This window comes from Brevundimonas albigilva (genome assembly GCF_023573565.1).
GTDB lineage: Bacteria > Pseudomonadota > Alphaproteobacteria > Caulobacterales > Caulobacteraceae > Brevundimonas > Brevundimonas albigilva.
Window position 1 is genome coordinate 2,517,764 of sequence record NZ_CP097649.1, and the last position, 19,882, is coordinate 2,537,645.

Annotated in this window: 12 protein-coding genes; 9 read left to right on the forward strand and 3 right to left on the reverse strand. The window is 68.1% G+C overall.

Annotated features, from left to right (window positions below):
- The first annotated feature begins 6 nt into the window (after positions 1-6).
- From sucD to M8231_RS12525, 4 genes are all read left to right on the forward strand, one after another.
- Positions 7-909 (forward strand): succinate--CoA ligase subunit alpha, encoded by a 903-nt coding sequence (sucD, locus tag M8231_RS12510; RefSeq protein ID WP_250201574.1) that lies wholly within the window; start codon positions 7-9, stop codon positions 907-909.
- A 224-nt stretch (positions 910-1,133) separates the two neighbouring features.
- Positions 1,134-4,145: a 2-oxoglutarate dehydrogenase E1 component gene (locus M8231_RS12515; protein WP_250201575.1), complete on the forward strand. Its 3,012-nt coding sequence runs from the start codon at positions 1,134-1,136 to the stop codon at positions 4,143-4,145.
- A gap of 39 nt (positions 4,146-4,184) precedes the next feature.
- On the forward strand, positions 4,185-5,711 hold the full coding sequence (gene odhB, locus M8231_RS12520; RefSeq protein WP_250201576.1) for a 2-oxoglutarate dehydrogenase complex dihydrolipoyllysine-residue succinyltransferase: 1,527 nt from the start codon (positions 4,185-4,187) through the stop codon (positions 5,709-5,711).
- 107 nt (positions 5,712-5,818) lie between these two features.
- Positions 5,819-6,214, forward strand: a complete 396-nt coding sequence (locus tag M8231_RS12525) for a hypothetical protein (RefSeq protein ID WP_250201577.1) — start codon at positions 5,819-5,821, stop codon at positions 6,212-6,214.
- Between the two features lie 15 nt (positions 6,215-6,229).
- Here the strand turns inward: M8231_RS12525 and lpdA are convergent, their stop codons facing one another.
- Both lpdA and M8231_RS12535 read right to left on the reverse strand, forming a co-directional pair.
- Positions 6,230-7,630, reverse strand: coding sequence for a dihydrolipoyl dehydrogenase (gene lpdA / locus M8231_RS12530; protein ID WP_250201578.1), 1,401 nt, complete (start codon positions 7,628-7,630; stop codon positions 6,230-6,232).
- Positions 7,631-7,822: 192 nt separating this feature from the next.
- A complete protein-coding gene (locus tag M8231_RS12535; protein ID WP_250201579.1) occupies positions 7,823-10,645 on the reverse strand; it encodes a TonB-dependent receptor in 2,823 nt (940 codons plus the stop codon).
- 240 nt (positions 10,646-10,885) lie between these two features.
- Here M8231_RS12535 and M8231_RS12540 point away from each other — a divergent pair, with 240 nt between their 5' ends.
- From M8231_RS12540 to M8231_RS12560, 5 genes are all read left to right on the forward strand, one after another.
- Positions 10,886-11,992, forward strand: coding sequence for a phytase (locus tag M8231_RS12540; protein ID WP_250201580.1), 1,107 nt, complete (start codon positions 10,886-10,888; stop codon positions 11,990-11,992).
- 456 nt (positions 11,993-12,448) lie between these two features.
- Entirely contained in the window at positions 12,449-13,969 is a 1,521-nt protein-coding gene (locus M8231_RS12545; RefSeq protein ID WP_250201581.1) for a hypothetical protein, read from the forward strand.
- A gap of 147 nt (positions 13,970-14,116) precedes the next feature.
- On the forward strand, positions 14,117-15,874 hold the full coding sequence (locus M8231_RS12550) for a GspE/PulE family protein (RefSeq protein WP_250201582.1): 1,758 nt from the start codon (positions 14,117-14,119) through the stop codon (positions 15,872-15,874).
- Between the two features lie 11 nt (positions 15,875-15,885).
- Positions 15,886-17,091, forward strand: a complete 1,206-nt coding sequence (locus M8231_RS12555) for a type II secretion system F family protein (protein WP_250201583.1) — start codon at positions 15,886-15,888, stop codon at positions 17,089-17,091.
- A complete protein-coding gene (locus M8231_RS12560) occupies positions 17,088-17,528 on the forward strand; it encodes a type IV pilus modification PilV family protein (RefSeq protein ID WP_250201584.1) in 441 nt (146 codons plus the stop codon). The genes M8231_RS12555 and M8231_RS12560 overlap by 4 nt, the downstream gene beginning before the upstream one ends.
- Here the strand turns inward: M8231_RS12560 and M8231_RS12565 are convergent.
- Complete coding sequence (locus tag M8231_RS12565; protein ID WP_250201585.1) at positions 17,525-19,867, reverse strand: secretin N-terminal domain-containing protein; 2,343 nt, start codon at positions 19,865-19,867, stop codon at positions 17,525-17,527. The two genes, M8231_RS12560 and M8231_RS12565, sit on opposite strands and share 4 nt — an antisense overlap.
- Positions 19,868-19,882: the final 15 nt, after the last annotated feature.

Consider the following 19,882-nt stretch of genomic DNA (forward strand, 5'->3'; position numbering starts at 1 on the left):
GACGCCATGTCCATCCTCGTCAACAAAGACACCAAGGTCCTGGTCCAGGGCCTGACCGGCAAGACCGGCACCTTCCACACCGAACAGGCGCTGGCCTATTACGGCACGCAGATGGTCGGCGGCATCCACCCCAAGAAGGGCGGCGAGACCTGGACCGGCTCCAAGGGCGAGACCCTGCCGATCTTCGCCTCGGTCGCCGAGGGCAAGGAGCGCACCGGCGCCGACGCCTCGGTCATCTATGTCCCGCCGGCCGGCGCGGCGGACGCCATCATCGAGGCCATCGAGGCCGAGATCCCCTTCATCGTCTGCATCACCGAAGGCATCCCGGTGCTGGACATGGTCCGCGTCAAGGCGCGCCTGGACAAGTCGAACTCGCGTCTGCTGGGCCCGAACTGCCCGGGCATCCTGACGCCGGAAGAGTGCAAGATCGGCATCATGCCAGGCTCGATCTTCAAGAAGGGCAACGTCGGCATCGTCTCGCGTTCGGGCACTCTGACCTATGAGGCCGTGTTCCAGACCACCAACGAGGGCCTGGGCCAGACCACGGCCGTCGGCATCGGCGGCGACCCGGTCAAGGGCACCGAGTTCATCGACGTGCTGGAGATGTTCCTGGCCGACGACGCGACCGAGTCCATCATCATGATCGGCGAGATCGGCGGCTCGGCCGAGGAAGACGCCGCCCAGTTCCTGATCGACGAGGCCAAGAAGGGCCGCAAGAAGCCGATGGCCGGCTTCATCGCGGGCCGCACGGCGCCCAAGGGCCGCACCATGGGCCACGCCGGCGCCGTCGTCTCGGGCGGCAAGGGCGATGCGGAATCCAAGATCGCGGCCATGGAATCGGCCGGCATCAAGGTCTCGCCCTCGCCCGCGCGCCTGGGCAAGACCCTGGTTGAAGTGCTGAAGGGCTAAGAGGCCCGATCGGGCGCCCTCCGCGCGTCGCGCATCAAAAATGCCGGGTCCGACCGGCAGGAACGCCCCCGGTTCGCGCCGGGGGCGTTTTTCTTTGCGCCTGCGACCAATTTCTCACCCAATTGCCCCGTTTCGGTCATGACCCATGAAGAAACGACGCCTATATGACGGGCGCGCCCTCACGGAGATGTGTCCGGAAGGGCTCCAAGGGACTGACGAGAACGATGGCGGACGATGCGGGTCGGCTGAACCAGGTCTTTGCCGAGACCTCTTTCCTCTACGGGTCGAACGCGGCCTATATCGAGGAGCTCCACGAGAAGTGGGCCAATGATCCCGGCTCGGTCTCGTCGGAGTGGCGCACCTTCTTCGACCAGCTTCGCGACAACGCCGCCAGCGTGAAGGCCTCGGCCGCCGCCGGCGGATGGGGCCGTCCCGCCGTCACCGAGCCCAGCGAACAGACGGCGGTGTTCGACGGCCGCTGGCCCGCCCCCAAGCCCGATCCGAAGAAGCCCGGCGCCGCGCCCGCGCCCCAGGCCGCCTCGGCCGGCGCCGCCGTGTCGGTCGACGACGTTCGCGCCGCCGCCCACGATTCCATCCGCGCCCTGATGCTGATCCGCGCCTATCGCGTGCGCGGCCACCTGCAGGCGAACCTCGACCCGCTGGGCATCGAACAGCCGATCGAGAACCCGGAGCTGACGCCGGAATTCTACGGCTTCTCGGGCGCAGACCTGGATCGGCCGATCTTCCTGGACGGCGTGCTTGGCCTTCAGACCGGCACGATCCGCGAGGTGCTGGACATCCTCAAGCGCACCTACTGCGGCAACATCGGCATCCAGTTCATGCACATCGCCGAGCCGGAGGAGAAATCCTGGCTGCAGGAGCGCTTCGAAGGGCCGGACAAGTTCGAGCGGAACGGCTTCACCAAGGAAGGCAAGCTGGCCATCCTGAACAAGCTGATCGAGGCCGAAGGGTTCGAGAGGTTCCTGCACAAGCGCTTCCCCGGCACCAAGCGGTTCGGCCTGGACGGCGGGGAGGCCATGGTCCCGGCGCTGGAGCAGGTCATCAAGCGCGGCGGCGCCCTGGGCGTCGACGAGGTGGTGCTGGGCATGGCCCACCGCGGACGCCTGAACGTGCTGGCCGCCGTGATGGGCAAGCCCTACAAGGTCATCTTCCACGAGTTCCAGGGCGGTTCGGCCGTGCCCAGCGACATCGAGGGGTCGGGCGACGTCAAATACCACATGGGCGCCAGCTCGAACCGCGAGTTCGACGGCAACCACGTCCACCTGTCGCTGACCGCCAACCCGTCGCACCTGGAGATCGTCAACCCGGTCGTCCTGGGCAAGGCCCGCGCCAAGCAGGCCTTCGACATCCGCGAGGCCAACGAAGGCGTGCCGGAAGGCCAGTGGGCGCTGGACCGCTCCAAGGTCGTGCCGCTGCTGATCCACGGCGACGCCGCCTTCGCCGGCCAGGGCGTGGTGGCCGAATGTTTCGCCCTGATGGGGCTGAAGGGCTATCGCACCGGCGGCACCCTGCACTTCGTCATCAACAACCAGATCGGCTTCACCACCAGCCCGCGCAACTCGCGCTCGTCGCCCTATCCGTCGGACGTGGCGCTGATGGTCCAGGCGCCGATCTTCCACGTGAACGGCGACGACCCGGAGGCTGTGGTGTTCGCCGCCAAGGTGGCCACCGAATACCGCCAGAAGTTCAACAAGGACGTGGTGGTGGACATGTTCTGCTACCGCCGCTTCGGCCACAACGAGGGCGACGATCCGACCTTCACCCAGCCGATCATGTACGCCAAGATCAAGGCGCAACCGTCGACGCGCGAGATCTATTCCAAGCGTCTGGTCGAGCAGGGCGTCCTGACCCAGGCCGAGGTCGACGCCGAGATCGAGCGGTTCGAGACCTTCCTGGACGAGCAGTTCGACGCCGGAAAGACCTGGTCGGCGGACAAGGCCGACTGGCTGGACGGCCAGTGGAAGGGGCTGGCGGCGCAGAAGGAAGAGCAGCGCGGCGAGACCGCCGTGCCGCTGGAGACGCTGAAGGACCTCGGCCACCGGCTGACGACCATTCCCAACAGCGTCGACATGCACAAGACGCTGAAGCGGGTCATCGACGGCCGGCGCGAGGCGATCGCCTCCGGCCAGGGCCTGGACTGGGCCACCGCCGAGAGCCTGGCCTTCGCCAGCCTGCTGGACGAAGGTTTCCCGGTGCGCCTGTCGGGCCAGGATTCCGTGCGCGGCACCTTCTCCCAGCGCCATTCGGGCGTCATCGACCAGACGACCGAGGAGCGTTACGTCCCGCTGAACAACCTGCGTGAGGGCCAGGCCAACTTCGAGGTCATCGACTCGGCCCTGTCGGAAGAGGCGGTGCTGGGCTTCGAATACGGATACTCGCTGGCCGACCCCAACACGCTGGTGATGTGGGAAGCCCAGTTCGGCGACTTCGTGAACGGCGCCCAGGTGGTGATCGACCAGTTCATCAGTTCGGGCGAACGCAAGTGGCTGCGGATGAGCGGCCTGACCATGCTGCTGCCCCACGGCTACGAGGGCCAGGGCCCGGAACACTCCTCGGCTCGCCTGGAGCGCTTCCTGCAGGCCTGCGCCGAAGACAACATGCAGGTCGCCAACTGCACGACCCCGGCCAACTACTTCCACATCCTGCGTCGCCAGATGCACCGGTCGTTCAGGAAGCCGCTGATCCTGATGACGCCCAAGTCGCTGCTGCGTCACAAGAAGGCGACCTCGGCCCTGGCCGACCTGGCGGAGGGCTCGTCCTTCCACCGCGTGCTGCACGACGACGCCCAGACGCGGCCCGAGATCGCCGGGATCAAGATCAAGGCGGACAAGGACATCCGCCGCGTCATCCTGTGCTCGGGCAAGGTCTATTACGACCTGCTGGACGCGCGCGAGAAGAAGGCCAAGGACGGCCAGGCCGTGGACGACGTCTATATCCTGCGCCTGGAACAGTTCTATCCGTGGCCGATCCAGTCGCTGCGCAAGGAACTGGCCCGCTTCCCCAAGGCGGAAGTGGTCTGGTGCCAGGAAGAGCCCAAGAACATGGGCGGCTGGACCTTCGTCGATCCGTGGATCGAACTGACGCTGGACAAGCTGGACGTGGCGGCCAAGCGCGCCCGCTACGTCGGCCGTCCCGGCTCCGCCTCGACCGCCGCCGGCCTGATGAGCCGGCACCTGAAGGAACTCGAGACCTTCACCAACGAAGCCTTCGCCTGATAAGCCTGCAAGACCGACCGAAAGACAGCTGGACCCGACATGGCCGACATCCTGACCCCCGCCCTCGGTGAATCCGTCACCGAAGCCACCATCGCCAAATGGACCAAGAAGGTCGGCGATCCGGTCAAGAAGGACGAACTGCTGGTCGAACTGGAGACCGACAAGGTCTCGCTGGAAGTCGTGTCTCCGGCCGATGGCGTGCTGGGCGACATCAAGGCCGCCGAGGGCGACACGGTGACGCCGGGCGCCGTCCTGGGCTCCGTCTCCGAAGGCGGCGCCGCCGCGCCGGCCAAGTCGGCCCCGGCCAAGGACGCCCCTGCCAAGCAGGCCAAGCCGGCCGCTGCGGCGTCCGAGACCGTCGACATCAATGTGCCGACCATGGGCGAGAGCGTGGCCGAGGGCTCGATGGGCAAGTGGCTCAAGAAGAGCGGCGAAGCGGTCAAGAAGGACGAACTGCTGGTCGAGATCGAGACCGACAAGGTCGCCGTAGAGGTCTCCGCCCCGGCCGATGGCGTGCTGACCATCGCCGCCGACGAGGGCGCGACGGTGACCCCGGGCCAGAAGATCGGCTCTGTCGCCGCATCGGGCGACGCCTCGGCCGCCGCGCCGTCCGCCGCAGCCCCCGCCCCCGCCCAGGCCCACGCCGCCGCCCCCGCCAACACGGGATCGGCCCAGGTTTCGGGCGCCAGGAACGACACCCTGTCCCCGGCGGTCCAGCGCGTGGTCGCCGAGAACAACCTGGACCCGAAGTCGATCGCCGCGACCGGCCCCAAGGGCAACATCACCAAGGCCGACGCCATCGCCGCTATCGGCCAGTCGCCGACGCCCGCCCCGGCCGCCGCCCCGGCCGCGCCCCGCGCCGACCAGCCGCGCGAGGAGCGGGTCAAGATGACGCGCCTGCGTCAGACCATCGCCCGTCGCCTGAAGGAATCGCAGAACACCGCCGCCCAGCTGACCACCTTCAACGAGGTGGACATGACCAACGTCATGGCCCTGCGCAGCCAGTACAAGGACGCCTTCGAGAAGCGCCACGGCGTCAAGCTGGGCTTCATGTCCTTCTTCACCAAGGCGGTCATCGCGGCCCTGCACGAGATTCCGGCGGTCAACGCCGAGATCGACGGCACGGACATCATCTACAAGAACCACTACGACATCGGCATCGCCGTCGGCACCGAGAAGGGCCTGGTCGTGCCCGTCCTTCGCGACGCCGACACGCTGAATCTGGCGGGCATCGAGAAGGGCATCGCCGCCCTGGGCAAGGCCGCGCGCGACGGCTCGCTCAGCCTGGACCAGCTGCAGGGCGGCACCTTCACCATCACCAACGGCGGCACCTATGGGTCGCTGATGTCGACGCCGATCCTGAACGCGCCGCAGTCGGGCATCCTGGGGATGCACAACATCGTCCAGCGCCCGATGGCCATCAACGGCGAGGTCAAGATTCGCCCGATGATGTACCTGGCGCTCAGCTACGACCACCGCATCGTCGACGGCAAGGAAGCCGTGACCTTCCTGGTCCGCGTCAAGGAACTGCTGGAAGACCCGCAGCGCGCCCTGCTGGACCTGTAAGGTCGCATATCAGCGATTGTGTCTTGGAGGCGGCGGTCCGATGGGATCGCCGCCTTTTCTCATTTCGGGACGTTACAGCCGATAATTTCCGTGGCCATATTCTCGCCATGGAGTGGGCGGCGCGCGCGATCGGGGTGTTCTACGGCCTGGGGGGCCTGATGCTGCTGCATCAGGCGTGGGCGAACTGGCGCGTCCAGGCCGCCCTGCCGGGCTTCCTGGCGCCCAGCCCGCGCGAGCGGGCGGCCGATCTGGTGATCGCCCTGGGCGGCCTGGTCGTGTTGCTGTCCGGCCTGGCGCTGGCGCTGCTCAGCGCGCTGGCGGTCGTGGCCTTCCTGGCGGGCTGGTCGATCCAGGCCGCCTATCTGCTGTGGCCGACCGCCGAAATCCGCGCGCGCAAGCCCGTGGCGCGACGCGGGCGTCGACTGTCGGTCGACGCCTTCGCGGCCTACACCATGGTGACGGCGGGCGTGCTGTGCCTGCCGTTGCTGGGTGTTCTCAGCTAGGGCGACCGGCGGCCGTCAGGCCTGCATCATCCAGCCTTCGACATCCATGGCCGCCTGACGGACGGCTTCCGAACGCGTCGGGTGGGCGTGGCAGGTGCGCGCGATGTCTTCCGAGGCGCCGCCGAAGCTCATGGTGATGGCGGCCTCGTGGATCATCTCGCCGGCCTGCGGGCCGATGATGTGCACGCCCAGCACCTTGTCGGTCGCGGCGTCGGCCAGCACCTTCACGAAACCGTCGGTCTCGTGGTTGATCTTGGCGCGGCTGTTGGCGGTGAAGGGGAACTTGCCCTTCTTGTACTGGACGCCGGCGGCCTTCAGCTGATCCTCAGTCTGGCCGACCCAGGCGACTTCAGGCGCCGTATAGACCACGCTGGGAACCAGGGCGTAGTCGACGTGTCCGTACTTGCCGGCGATGGTGTCGATCACCGCCACGGCGTCCTCTTCCGCCTTGTGCGCCAGCATCGGCCCGTGGGTCACGTCGCCGATCACCCAGACGCCGTCGGCGACCTTGAAGTGGTCGTGATCGATGAAACCGCGCTTGTCCGGCGTCACGCCGATGCTCTCAAGCCCCAGGCCGTCCGTGTATGGACGCCGGCCGATGGCGACCAGAACGACGTCGCCCTTGATCGTCTCGGCGGCGCCGCCGGCGGCCGGCTCGACCGTCAGCTCCACCCCGTCCCTGCCCGACGTGGCGGCCGTGACCTTGGCGCCCAGTTTGAAGGTCATGCCCTGCTTGGTCAGGGTGCGCTGGAAGGTCGTGGCGACCTCGGTGTCCATGCCCGGCGTGATGCGGTCCAGGAACTCCACCACAGTCACCTCGGCGCCCAGGCGGCGCCAGACCGAGCCCAGCTCCAGGCCGATGATGCCGGCGCCGACCACGATCAGCTTCTTGGGCACGGCCGGCAGGAACAGGGCGCCGGTGGAATCGATCACCTTGCCGTCCTCGAAGGCGACGCCCGGCAGCGGGGTCGGCTCCGAGCCGGTGGCGATGACGATGTTCCTGGCCTCGACGGTCTGGACCGATCCGTCGGCGGCGGTCACCTCGACCTTGCCCTTTGAGACGATCTTGCCCCTGCCCTTCAGCCACTCGACCTTGTTCTTCTTGAACAGGAATTCGATGCCCTTGGTCAGCTGGCCGACGCTGTCGTCCTTGGCCTTGTGCATCTGGGGCAGGTTCAGCTTGGGCTTCACCTCGATGCCGATCTTGGCGAACTCGCCGTTGGCGGCGTCCCACAGCTCCGAGGCGTGCAGCAAGGCCTTGGACGGCATGCAGCCGACGTTCAGGCAGGTGCCGCCCAGGGTCTCGCGCATTTCGACGCAGGCGACCTTCAGGCCCAGCTGACCGGCGCGGATCGCGGCGTTGTAGCCGCCCGGGCCGCCCCCGATGATGACGACGTCGTAGGAAGCTTCGGCCATGGTGTCCTCTGATCGTTCGGCGCGGGGGAGACGACGCGCAAATACAGACTATGCGGGGCTGTAGGCAGACGCCCCGCCGGGGTCAACCGCCCCGCCCCCATATGGGGCCCGATCTCGACCTTTGGAGGGTCGCAGACGACGAAAAGGGGCCGGACGTCGCCGCCCGGCCCCCTCACCGCTTCTGATCGCGGATCAGAGCTTGAAGCGCACGCCGAAGAAGACGTTGTAGCCGAACTTCTCGTACTCGTAGGTCCGCTCGCGCGAACCGTAGTAGCGGGTCCCGGCCGAGTTGGTCAGGTTCTTGGCCTCGGTGAAGACCTCCACCCCGTTGCCGAAGTCGTAGCTAGCCGTGAAGTCCAGCTGCTCGCGGCCTTCGACGTACAGGTCGAAATCGGGATCGTCGGCGTTGATCTCTTCCAGGTAGTCGCTGCGCTTGGTGTAGGACAGACGGGCGCTGACCCCCGCCTTCTCGTAGAAGACGGCGACGTTGTAGTTGTTGTCCGACTGGCCCGGCAAGGCGAAGTCGGTGCGGCCGCCATAGGGCTGCGCGGTCGTGATCTCGGCGTCGGTCCAGGTGTAGTTGGCGAACACGCCCAATCCGGACAGCAGCCCCGGCAGGAAGCCGAACTTCTGCTGCCAGTTCAGTTCCAGGCCGGCGATGTGGCCGTCCGGGGCGTTGATCGGGGTCTCGAACTCGGCGTCGAAGATCGTCCCGCCGATGTTCAGTTCGTCCTCATAGGTCAGGACGTAGCGATAGTCGGTCAGGTCCTTGTAGAAGGCGTTGGCCGACACCACGCCCAGCGAGGCGAAATAGTATTCCAGCCCAAGGTCGACGTTGTTCGACAGCGTCGGTTCCAGGTCCGGGTTGCCGATCTCGTAGGAGATATCCGTCCCGTCGGTCTCCTCGATGCGGCGCGGCACGATCTGGCTGAACTCGGGGCGGGAAATGGAACGCGTCAGCGCGAACCGCCCGATCAGGTTGTCCGAGAAGCTGTGGCGGACCGTCAGGCTGGGGAAGAAGTCGGTCTGGTCGCGATCGACGCTGGCGGTCGAATAGATCTCGTCGCCGTCCTCGGTCACCGTATAGGTCGGCGCGGAGCCTTCGAACTTGGTCTGCTCGACCCGCAGGCCCAGGACGACGTTCGTGGCGCCGATGTCCAGGCGGGCCTGTCCGTACCCGGCCAGGATGTCCTCCTGCGCCTCGTAGTCGGCGACCACCGAGTCGGGCATGCGACGGCCCGAGGTGGCGCGGTGGCTGGCGAAATAGTCGTCGACCAGGCCGCTGTCGAATTTGTCGCCCAGGAAGTAGCCGTAGTTGCGCGACGGCGAGTCCGTCAGCAGATCGGCGAAGGTCTGCGACGGCGCGTCGGCCGAAGCCCGGCTGCGGAAGCGCTCCTCGTCGGCGGTCACGTCGCGGGTGCGGTACTTGGCGCCGAACTTCCAGGTCACGTCCCGGCCGCCGAAGTTGGACGGGAGTTCGACGTTGGTCTGGAAGGCGACGTCTTCCTGCTGGGTCGTGTTCGAGCGGTAGACGTTCTCGCGGAACGCATATTCCGAGGCGTCCAGATGCTCGCCCGTCTCGAAGATCGAATAGGTCGGCTCGTAGTGGTCGCCCGAGAAGTCGTAGGAGACGGTCGGCTCCAGCTCGGAGCGGAACAGCAGCTCGTTGCGGTTCGGATAGGTCTGCTCGCTGTCGGCCCACGACAGGTTGGCGTCCCACACCGCGCCGTTGCCGAAGGTGCGCTCGCCGCCCAGCGACAGGATGGTGATCTCGTTCTTTTGGGTGCGGTGGCGCAGCTGGCGCTCGACCGTCACCTCAGAGAATTCCGCCGCGCTGTCGGTCGCGCCGGGCTGGAGGTTGTCCTCGTCATAGGTCAGCAGCAGCTGGTTGCGGTACTCGTCGTCCTCGAACTGGGCGAACGAGCCGCGCAGCCAGGCGCGGAAGTTGTCCGACGGGCGGTATTCCAGCGCGCCAGTGACGGCCTGGCGGGTCCGCTCGGTGTCGTAGTCCTTGAACAGGCTCTCTTCCAGGGCGAAGACCTCGCCGCCTTCCGGCGTCTCCATCTTGGTCCAGCCGGATTCGACGTTCTCGGGGCGGCGATTGGTCTGCGAATAGCTGAGCGAGACCAGGGCGCCGAAGATTTCGTTCGGCCCGAAGACGTTGGACACGGTGGCGCCGGCGCGCACGTCCGAGCCGCCGTAGTCGTTGTAGCTGCCGCCGCCGTAGCCGTTCAGCACCAGCCGGCGGCGATCGAAGGGCGAGCGCGTCTTTATGTTCACGGCGCCGGCGATGGAGTCGGCGTCCTGGCTGGGCAGCAGGGTCTTGGACACTTCGACGTTCGACACGATGTCGCTGGGCAGGGTGTCCAGATCGACCGCGCGCGTGCCCGGATCGACCGCGGGCACCTGGACGCCGTCCACCGACACGGCGGTGAAGGCCGAGGGCGCGCCGCGCACGTTGATGTAGCGGCCTTCGCCCTGGTCGCGCTGGATGGCGATGCCGGGCACGCGTTGCAGCGACTCTGCCACGTTCGGGTCGGGATAGCGGCCGATGGCGTCGGCCGACAGCACGTTCAGCGTCCCATCGGCGTTTTTCTGCTGGTTCAGCGAACGCGCCACCCCGTCCGAGATCAGGCCGGTGACGACAACGTCGGCCAGGTCCGTGGCGGTCCCGCCCAGCACGATGGACAGATCCACGCCGCCGGCGGCGACCGTCAGCGGCTGGCTGGTCGAGGGCAGGCCGATGTAGTTGACGTCCAGCACCGCCTGGCCGGTCGGCAGCACCAGGTTGAACTCGCCCTGCGTGTCGGTGACCGCGCGCTGGCCCGAGCCGCGTACGCGCACCTCGGCGCCCGGCAGCGGCTCGCCCGCGCCGTTGACCACGCGGCCGTGGACGACCTCTCCGGCGATGGCGGCCGAGACGGCGGCGGCGGTCGCTTCGGCGCGAGCCGCGCCGGAAGCGAACACGACGGCGACGGACGCGAGCGAGACGCCCGCGAGCAGATGCAGTTTCATGCGAAATCCCCTGGGCCGGCGCGGTCGCCGACGAATGGCGCTGCGCATATTGCCGAGGCGCGAAGCGATAACGACGGTTCCGCGACGACTGCATCGCCGTTTTGGGAACGACGCATGACGAAACTTCCGTATCGGGATCGGTCGTCACCAAAGCGAAGGGAAATCGTCATTCTCGCGCCGTTGACCTGGCCGCGCGCGACGATGATCAGGGCGCCGACGTTTCATATGCGGGGGTTCGCCATGCCGACGTTTCGTTTCGCCGCTCGCCTGACGGCCGCCGCCTCCATCCTTTCCCTGCTGGCGGCCTGCGCCACGCACGAGGTGGACTTCCAAGGCGAGGGCGAAGGTTTCGTCGGCCAGGGCGCGCCGGTCATGGCGGTGCTGGAGACGCCGTCGGTCGGCACGGTGGGCGACGACGCCGCCGACGACCCCGCGGTCTGGGCCTCCGCCACGCCCGTCACGGTCATGGGCCGGCAGACCTCCGGCTTCGTGGCCGGCACCGACAAGAAGTCCGGTCTCTATATCTACGGCTTCGACGGCCAGATGCTGCAGTTCATGCCCCAGGGCCTGCTGAACAACGTCGACGTGGCCGAGGGCCTCAGCGTCGCCGGTCGGCCCCAGCTGGTTCTGGGCGCCAGCGACCGCACGCCCGGCAAGACCGGCGTCGCCCTCTATCTGTTCGACCCGGCGGGGACCGGCGACAACGGGGTGCGCTACTGGGGCTCCATCGCGACCGACGTGGTCGAGCCCTACGGATTCTGCTTCGGCAGGCGCGGCGACGAGATCCACGCCGTCCTGGTCGGCCATGAGGGCGAGCTGCGCCAATTCGTCCTGACCGCCGACCCGGCCGGCGCGCCCGCAGCGCGCGAGGTCCGCCGCGCCGAGATCGGTTCGATCTCCGAGGGCTGCGCCGCCGACGAGGGCGCCGACGCCCTCTATGTCAACGAGGAGAATGTCGGCCTGTGGCGCTATGGGCTGGACCCCGCGTCGGGGGCGGCCCGCACCCTGGTCCAGCCGGTCGCGCCCGGCGTCCTGGTCGCCGACGCCGAGGGGCTGACCACGCTCGCGGACGGCCAGGCCCGCTATCTGATCGGCTCCAGCCAGGGCGATTCCACCTTCCCCGTCTGGCGCATCGACGGCGCGGCGCCGGAATACAAGGGCCGGTTCGTGGTGGTCGACGGCGCCGTCGACGGAGTGACCGGCACCGACGGCCTGGCCGCCCTGGGCGGTCCGGTCGGCCCCTTCCCCGAGGGCCTGGTGGTCATCCAGGACGACGTCAACGACGTCGGCACCCAGAACTTCAAGTACGTCGACTGGCGCGCCATCCGCACGGCGCTGGGTCTCTGATCACGCGGTGCAACCGAACGCCTGTCGCCGCATTGCTGTTTGCGACACAGTTCGACTGATCGAAGTCATCTCAAAAGTGACAAGTCGAACCGTGAAATCTTGATAGAAAAATGACCTTGGCCTTAAGATTTCATCGACTCAGGTCACGATTTCACCTCTGAAAAAGCGCGAAAGTCTCGCATTAACGCATCGACTGCGGCGCCCGAGCCACATTCGGCGAACGCCGGGAAGACCAATTTCCCCTTCCCACATCGCGGAATTCAATCGGTTTTTCGAATACTCAACCGCGCCACGATTTTGGCCACAACCGGCTTGACGCCCCGGATTGGCGCGGGATACAAGGCGGGTGCCGTGGACGCAGCCTCCGACTCAATTCGAGTTCAGGACTGTGGCCGGAAGGCGTCTAAAGTTGGCTTCGTCCACACATCAAGGCTTCTCTGAGGGGACCATATCCTTATGACCAAGAACATCCTTCTGGCTGCGGCGGCTCTGTCCGCTATGGCCTTCGCGGGCGCCGCCAGCGCTCACACCCTGCAATATCGCACCGCGCCTTCTCCCAACATCAACGGCAGCGCGCCGGGGGGTGCCAACGGCGGTACGGGCGGCGCAACGTCGCCGTACAAGCTGGCGGTCGAATCCACGGCTACCACGCCGACCTCCGCGACCTTCGAACTCGCGGCTGCGCTGTCTACGGGCAGCAGCTTCCCCTCGGGCAACAACTTCATCCAGATCGACCTGACCAACGGCTCGTTTGCTTCGGGCCTGACGTCGTCGACTGTCGTCGCTCCGGGCTGTACCGTGGTTCTGTCCTCGGGCGGCGCTTCGGGTTCGACCACGGCACGTTTCCTCGTGTCGTCGGCGGGCGCCAGCTGTAACGTCGCCAATCTTGACCTGCCGGTCACCCCGGGTGCCACAGGCTCCACTGTTGTGACGACCACGCTGACCACCGAAGCAGGCAGCCCGATCGACCCGGATTCCACCAACACCGCCACCGCTGCGAACCAAGAGCAACTGACTATCGTCACCCGTCCGAGCGCTTTCAATGCGTTCATCAACGGCGTGATCGGCCAAGGCGCTCTGGACGACACCTACGCCACCCTGACCGTGACCCCGGTCTACACGACCTTTAAGGTCGGCGCTCCGGGCCACAACAATGCCACCGAAACCGCCACCGTCGGCCAGTTGGGCACCATCGGCATCGCCGTCGACACCACCGCTTACCGCAACCTCGCCAAGGCCTTGGTCGACGTCGCCGACGTCCAAAGCGCCAGCATCGTGACGGTCGGCAACTTCTCGGCCTTCAATGGCACGGGCGGCGGCGCCACGCTGGGTGGTGTGGCTGGCACGTTCAATGCAGCTGCGTCGCAAGTCACCCACACGGCTGCTTCTGGTTCGCCGCTGCTGGGCTCGCTGGTCGAAGCCGGCACTACCGCCACGACTCCGGACGCCTTCATCGTGACCCGTGAGACCCCGGCTGTGGCCATCCCGACCTCGGATTACCGCTCGACGGTTACGTACCAGCTGAACCCGACGTTCTACGTCGAGAGCGAAACGGCTCAGGGCGACCTGGAGCGTATCGGTCGTGACGGCACCAACGTCGTGTTCCCCTGGCTGAACGACGAGACCGTTTCGGGTCAAAGCGGCACCACCAACCGTATCCGTCTGGGCAACACCGGCACGGCTGCGACCGGTCCGGTCTACGCCGAAGTGCTGAACCAAACGGGTTCGGTCTCGCGCGCTCCGGTGCAGATCGCCCCGAGCATCCCGGCCAACGGCGAAGTGCGCATCAGCACCGCGTCGCTGACGGCCGCCCTGGGCGCCTTCGGCCGCGGCGACGTGCGCATCAGCGTCGAAGCCCCGCCGGCCAACATCACGGCTCGTCGTTACCTGCAAACCGCCAACGGCGGCATCACCGAGCTGTCGAACGGCACCGTTGCTTCCGAGCAAACGCCGGCCGACTCGGCTGACGTCGAGTAACCGACAAAAATCCTTCTGGATTTTGGGAAGGGAGGGCTTCGGCCCTCCCTTTTCTTTTGCGCGCCGCCCCTCCCGCCACGCGGCGCGTGATCGCGGCGGGAAAACCGGCTATCAACGCCGGGTCATTCCTTGCCCGCGCAGTCCGCCTTGACCGACACCGTCGAAACCGTCGCCATCCGCTTTCCCGCCCTGCCCGCGCCCGACCGTCGGCGGCTGGGCGAACTGTTGGTCGAGCGCGGCCTGATCCGCCCCGCCGACCTGACCAACGGCCTGACCCTGCAGCAGCAGAACGGCGGCCTTCTGGGCCTGAACCTGGTGCGTCTGGGCGCCATTTCCGAAGCCCAGTTGCTGGAGGTCGTGTCCGAACAGCTGGACCTGCCCATCCTGCTGGCCGAGGACGGCCCCCGCCCCGACCAGGTCGCCGGCTTCCTGGCCGAAATCCGCTCGCCCCTGTCCTGGTGGGCCGAGGCCGAGGCCGTCGCCTGGCGCGACGACGAGACCGGCCGCGTCCGCCTGGCCGGCGTCCAGCCGCTGGATCCCCAGCTGGCTGAGCGCATCGCCCAGGTTTCGGACGACCCGATCGACTTCCTGCTGGCCCAGCGCTCCCTGATCGAGGCCCTGACCCAGGACCTGCACGCCGACGCCGCGCCCGGTCTGGACCTGATGAGCGGGACCGGCGCCGACGCCGCGCGCCTGCGCGAACTGGCGCAGGAAGCCCCCACCATCGACTTCGTCAACAGCGTCTTCGCCGAGGCCCTGGCCCGCCGCGCCTCCGACGTCCACGTCGAACCCTATGAGGACCGCTTCCTGGTGCGGATGCGGATCGACGGCGTCCTGTCCACCGCCCGCGCGGCGCCGCGCGCCAATTTCGAGGCCGTGGCCTCGCGCATCAAGCTGCTGTCCCAGATGGACATCGGCGAGCGCCGCCTGCCGCAGGACGGCCGCCAGACCATCCGCGTCTCGGGCCAGGAGATCGACCTGCGCGTCTCCACCCTGCCCTGCTCCTGGGGCGAATCGATCGTTCTGCGCCTGCTGGGCAAGACCAGCCGTCTGCCCGAACTGTCGGAACTGGGCGTCAGCCCGGCCCAGGAACGCACCTTCCTGACCCTGTCGGAACACCCGAACGGCGTCTTCCTGATCACCGGCCCCACCGGCTCGGGCAAGACCACCACCATCTATCGCCTGCTCAGCCACCTGAACGACGGCGAGCGCAAGATCATCACCGTCGAGGATCCGGTCGAGCTGGACCTTCCGGGCGTGATCCAGGTTCGCGTCCGTTCCGAGATCGGCCTGACCTTCGCCGCCGGCCTTCGGTCCATCCTGCGCCAGGACCCCGACGTCATCATGGTGGGCGAAATCCGCGACCCCGAGACGGCGCGCATCGCCGTGCAGGCCGCCCTGACCGGCCACCTGGTCATCTCCACCGTCCACACCAACACCGCGCTGGCCGCCATTCCCCGCCTGCTGGACCTGGGCATCGAGGACTATCTGCTGGCCGATGTGCTGCGCGGCGTGGCGGGCCAGCGGCTGGTGCGCCGCCTGTGCGACTGCGCCCGGCCCTCGACGCCCGAAGAGGCCGCCGCCCACGAACGCTCGCTGCCCGCCCACCTGCGCCCCCTCGCCGAGCGCGAACCCGCCGCCTGGCGCGAGCCCGTCGGCTGTCCCAAATGCGGCCAGAGCGGCTTTCGCGGCCGGGTCGGCGTCTATGAGATCGCGCCCATGTCCCCCGCCCTGATCGCCGGCCTGCGCGACAGCGCCGACGAGGACCGGCTGACCGCCACGGCGCGCGGCGACGGCTTTCTCAGCTTCGTCGACGACGGTTATCTGAAGGCCCGGCGCGGCGAGACCGCCCTCAGCGAAATCCACCGCATCGCCGGCGGCGACGCGGGCGTCGAGACGGTCTGACCCGCCCGCCGATGACCGACCTCGCCTTCCAGTACCAGGCCGCCCAGCGGGACGGACAGATCGTCAAGGGCGTGATCAGCGCCGGCACCGAGGCGGCCGCCGTGCGCCGCCTGTCGTCGGACGGCCTGACGGTGCTGAAGATCGCCCCGGCGGTCGCCGCCCGCGCCGACGGGGCCAACCGCAATCTGAAGCCAGCCGAGCGGGTGCTGATCCTGCGCCAGCTGGGCCTGATGCTGGAGGCCGGCGTCTCCCTGCTGGAGGCGCTGGACACGGTCGCGCAGGGGATGCAGGCGCGAAAGGGCCGCCAGCAGTTCCAGGCCGCCATCGCCGCCCTGCGCCGGGGCGATTCCCTGGGCCAGGCGCTGGAGGACAACGTCCCCGGCTTTCCCGACTACCTCTACGCCATGGCCCGCGTGGGCGAGGCCTCGGGCCGCATCGCCGAGGTGCTGAAACAGGCGGCAGAGCAGATGGCCTACGAGGATCGGCTCCGAAAGGAGTTCGGCAACGCCATGACCTATCCGGCCTTTCTGCTCAGCGCCGGGGTGGCCGCCATCGCCTTCATCTTCACCCAGGTCGTGCCGCGCTTCGGGGCCATGATCGGCGACGACCGCTCCAACGTCCCGGCCATGTCGCGCTGGGTCCTGGCGGCGGGGGAGTTCGCCAACGCCAACTCGGCCCTGGTCCTGATCGTCCTGGGCGTGTTGGCCGCCGCCGTAGCCTTCATCGTCACCAACCCCGAGATTCGCGCGCGCGCCTACACCGTGGCGCACGGCCTGCCGGTCGTGGGCAATGTGCTCCAGGCGCGCGAGGTGTCGTCCTGGGCCCGGCTGACGGCCTTTGCGCTGAACAACGGGGTGCCCATCCTTTCGGCCGTGGGCCTGGCCCGCGCCGCCGTGCCCATCGGTCCCTTCCGCCAGGGCCTGAACCGGCTGGAGAGCGACCTCAAGGCCGGCATGACGCTGGACGCGTCGCTGGCGGCGCACACCAAGCTGGAGGCGATGGACCTGTCGCTGCTGCGCGCGGGCCAGCGCTCGGGCGCGGTCGGCGCCATGTTCGGCTTCATGGCCGACAACTACGAGAACCGGCTCAAGGACAGCATGAAGCGCATGACCTCGCTGCTGGAGCCGATCGCCATCGCCGTGATCTCGCTGATCGTCGGCTTCGTGGCCCTGTCGCTGGTCCTGGCCTTGTCCAGCGTCTACGAGGGTGTGGTGTGACGAAGCGGCGCCGCGCGGGCTTCAGCCTGATCGAGGCCCTGGTCGCCCTGGCCATCGCGGCCATGACCCTGACGGCCATCTTCCAGCTTCAGATCCAGATGGCGCGCGGCCAGCAGCGCGCGGTCGAGGCCATGGCCCAGGTCACGGCCCAGGAGAACGCCATCGCCCTGCTGCGCGAACTGAATCCGATGAGCGATCCGGAGGGAGAGATCGCCATACCCGAGGGCGACGTGATCCAGTGGAGCTCCACGCCGATCGGCCGCCCCATCGTCAACGCCGGCTTTCCCAGCGGCAACGGCGCCTTCGAGGTCCAGCGCTTCACCGTGGCGGTGACCATCGACCGCCGCGAGGGCCGCCCGCCCCCGCCCTTGACCTTCGAGCGGATGGGCTGGCGTCGCCTGGGCGGGGCCGATCCCCTGGCCGACCCCTTCGGCTAGGCGCCGGGCGTCGGCTCGATCGTGACGGTCGGTTCGGTCGGCGCATCCGCGGCCGGCGCCGCCTCCAGCGCGCCGTCGATGTCTTGCGGGATCCCGGGGCGGCCCCGGCGCGGGATCAGCGGCGGCGTCTCAGACGCCGGCAGCGGACTGGGCAGGTCGAAGCCGATGCCCCGGAAACGGGACGTCCCGACCGACCACGGCGTCAGCGTATAGGACCAGCCGCGTCCGGTGCGGAAGGCGGCGTTCATGTTGTTGGCGTACTGGTCGGCGAAGTCGGCCATGTCCTCGTCCCCGCGCACGATATAGGGGGTGATCAGCAGCAACAGCTCGGTCCGCCCGCCTTCCACCGTGTTCGACTGGAAGGCCGACCCGACGATGGGAATGTCCTTCAGGAAAGGAATCCCGGTGTTCACCTTCGAATACTGATTGTCGATCAGGCCGCCCAGAACGCCGGTCCAGCCGTCCTTGATGGCGATCTGCGTGGTCAGGCTGCGGTTCAGAATGGTCGGGCTGGCGATTCCGGGCGGCGAAGCGCCGGCGGACGACAGCTCCTGGCTGATGGTGATGTCGACGCGGTCGCCATAGACGACGGGCTCGATCTCCAGGATCGTGCCGGTCTGGCGATACTGGACGCTCTGCAGGATGTCGGTGTCGCCGTTGCTGGTGTTGTCCGACGCCCGCTGGGACGTGATGATCGGAACGTCCGTGCCGACCTGGAACCGCGCGACGCCGCCGCTGCGCGTCACCAACTGCGGCCGCTGCAGGATGTTGACCCGGTCGTTGGTCGCATTGGCCACAAGCCGCACGCGATAGTCCGGGCCCGTGAACGAGAAGACGCCCGCGCCGCTGCCCAGCGACAATCCCTCGGTCGACCCCGTCAGCAAGCCATCGCCACGCTGTTCCCGTCCGAACAGGCTGACGCCGATATCGGTCGAATCCGTCAGCGTCACCTCGGCGATCATCACCTCGATCACCACCTGCGGCGCGGGAATGTCCAGCGTGGTCAGCAGGTTTCGCAGCTGGGCGTATTCGGTCGCGGTTCCGGTGAACAGGATGCGGTTGCCGATCGGGTCGGTCAGCAGCCGGCCGTTCATGAACTGGCCCGAGCCGCCGCCGCTCCGGCCGCGCTGTGACCGGCTGGAGTTCTGGCCCCCGTCGTCGCTCAGGCTGACGGTCGGCGTCTGCGCGGGCACCGCGCCGGGGACGCCCACCGGGGTCTGGACCTGGTTGGTCGTCGGCGTCTGGCCCATGGCCAGTTCGCCCAACGACGTCGCATCGGTGTTGCGCACCTGATAGACGAAGGTCGTGGCCTTGTCGCCCAGCGCCGCCGGCCGGTCCAGTTGCCCGACCCAGTAGTTGACGCGGTCCAGCGCCTCGGGCTCGCGGGTGAAGATCAGGATCTGATTGGCCTGCGGGAAGGGCAGGATGGTGATGGCGCGCGCCGCCTGGGCCTGCAGGCTGACGACATAGCCTTCGGTCTTCAGCACCTGTTCCAGCGACTGGGCCAACTGGTCGGCGGGCCAATAGACCGGCTCGACGCGCAGCACCTGGCCGCCGGCGAAGCGCGGCTGGTCCAGTTCGCGCAGCACCCGCACCACCTGCGCCACGTCGCGCCCGGAGCCCGAGATCAGCAGGCTGTTGGTCAGCGGGTCCGGGGTGATGCGCGCTCCGCCCAGATTGGGGAACAGGCCCGACAGCAGCGACTGCAGGGCGTTCACCTCGATGGTCTGCACGGCGAAGAACTGCACCACGCGGCCGCTGGCGTTGGGGACGTCGCGGTTGCGGTTCACCGTCGCGCCGATGGACGAGGCCTCGGCGTTGCCGATCGTCACCCCCGCGCCGTCGACATAGACATCCACGCCGTACTGCTTCAGCGCCTGCTGGGTCAGCCGGAACAGGGCGCGCTTGGAGATTGAGCCGCCCGTGCCGCCCGCCACGATCTCGCCGCGCGAAGCCACGTCTCCCGCCAGCGAATAAGGCAGGTTCAGCAGGCCGCCGAAGACCGTGGCGGCGAACTGGGGAATGGGCTGGGGCGCCAGGGTGGCGTCCACCATCTCGTCCGGCACCAGGGCGGCGATCTGGGCCTCGGTGGCCGGTTCGCGCGTGCGGGTCGGGCGCGCCGCGCCGGGGACGTTCAGCCGTTCGGGGGTGCGGTCGGTCGCCGTGGAGCCGGCCGGGCCGTCGACCGTAGGCAGCGTGGTCTCGCCTTCCAGCCGCGATCCGTCCCCGCCCCGCTCGATCGACGTGGTCATCGTCGGAAAGGCGGCGCAGGCGGCGGTCATCACCAGCGGCGCCAGGCAAACCGCCGCCTTCAATCGCAGCGCGGGCCGAGCCCGCATCCCCGCCTTCTTCAT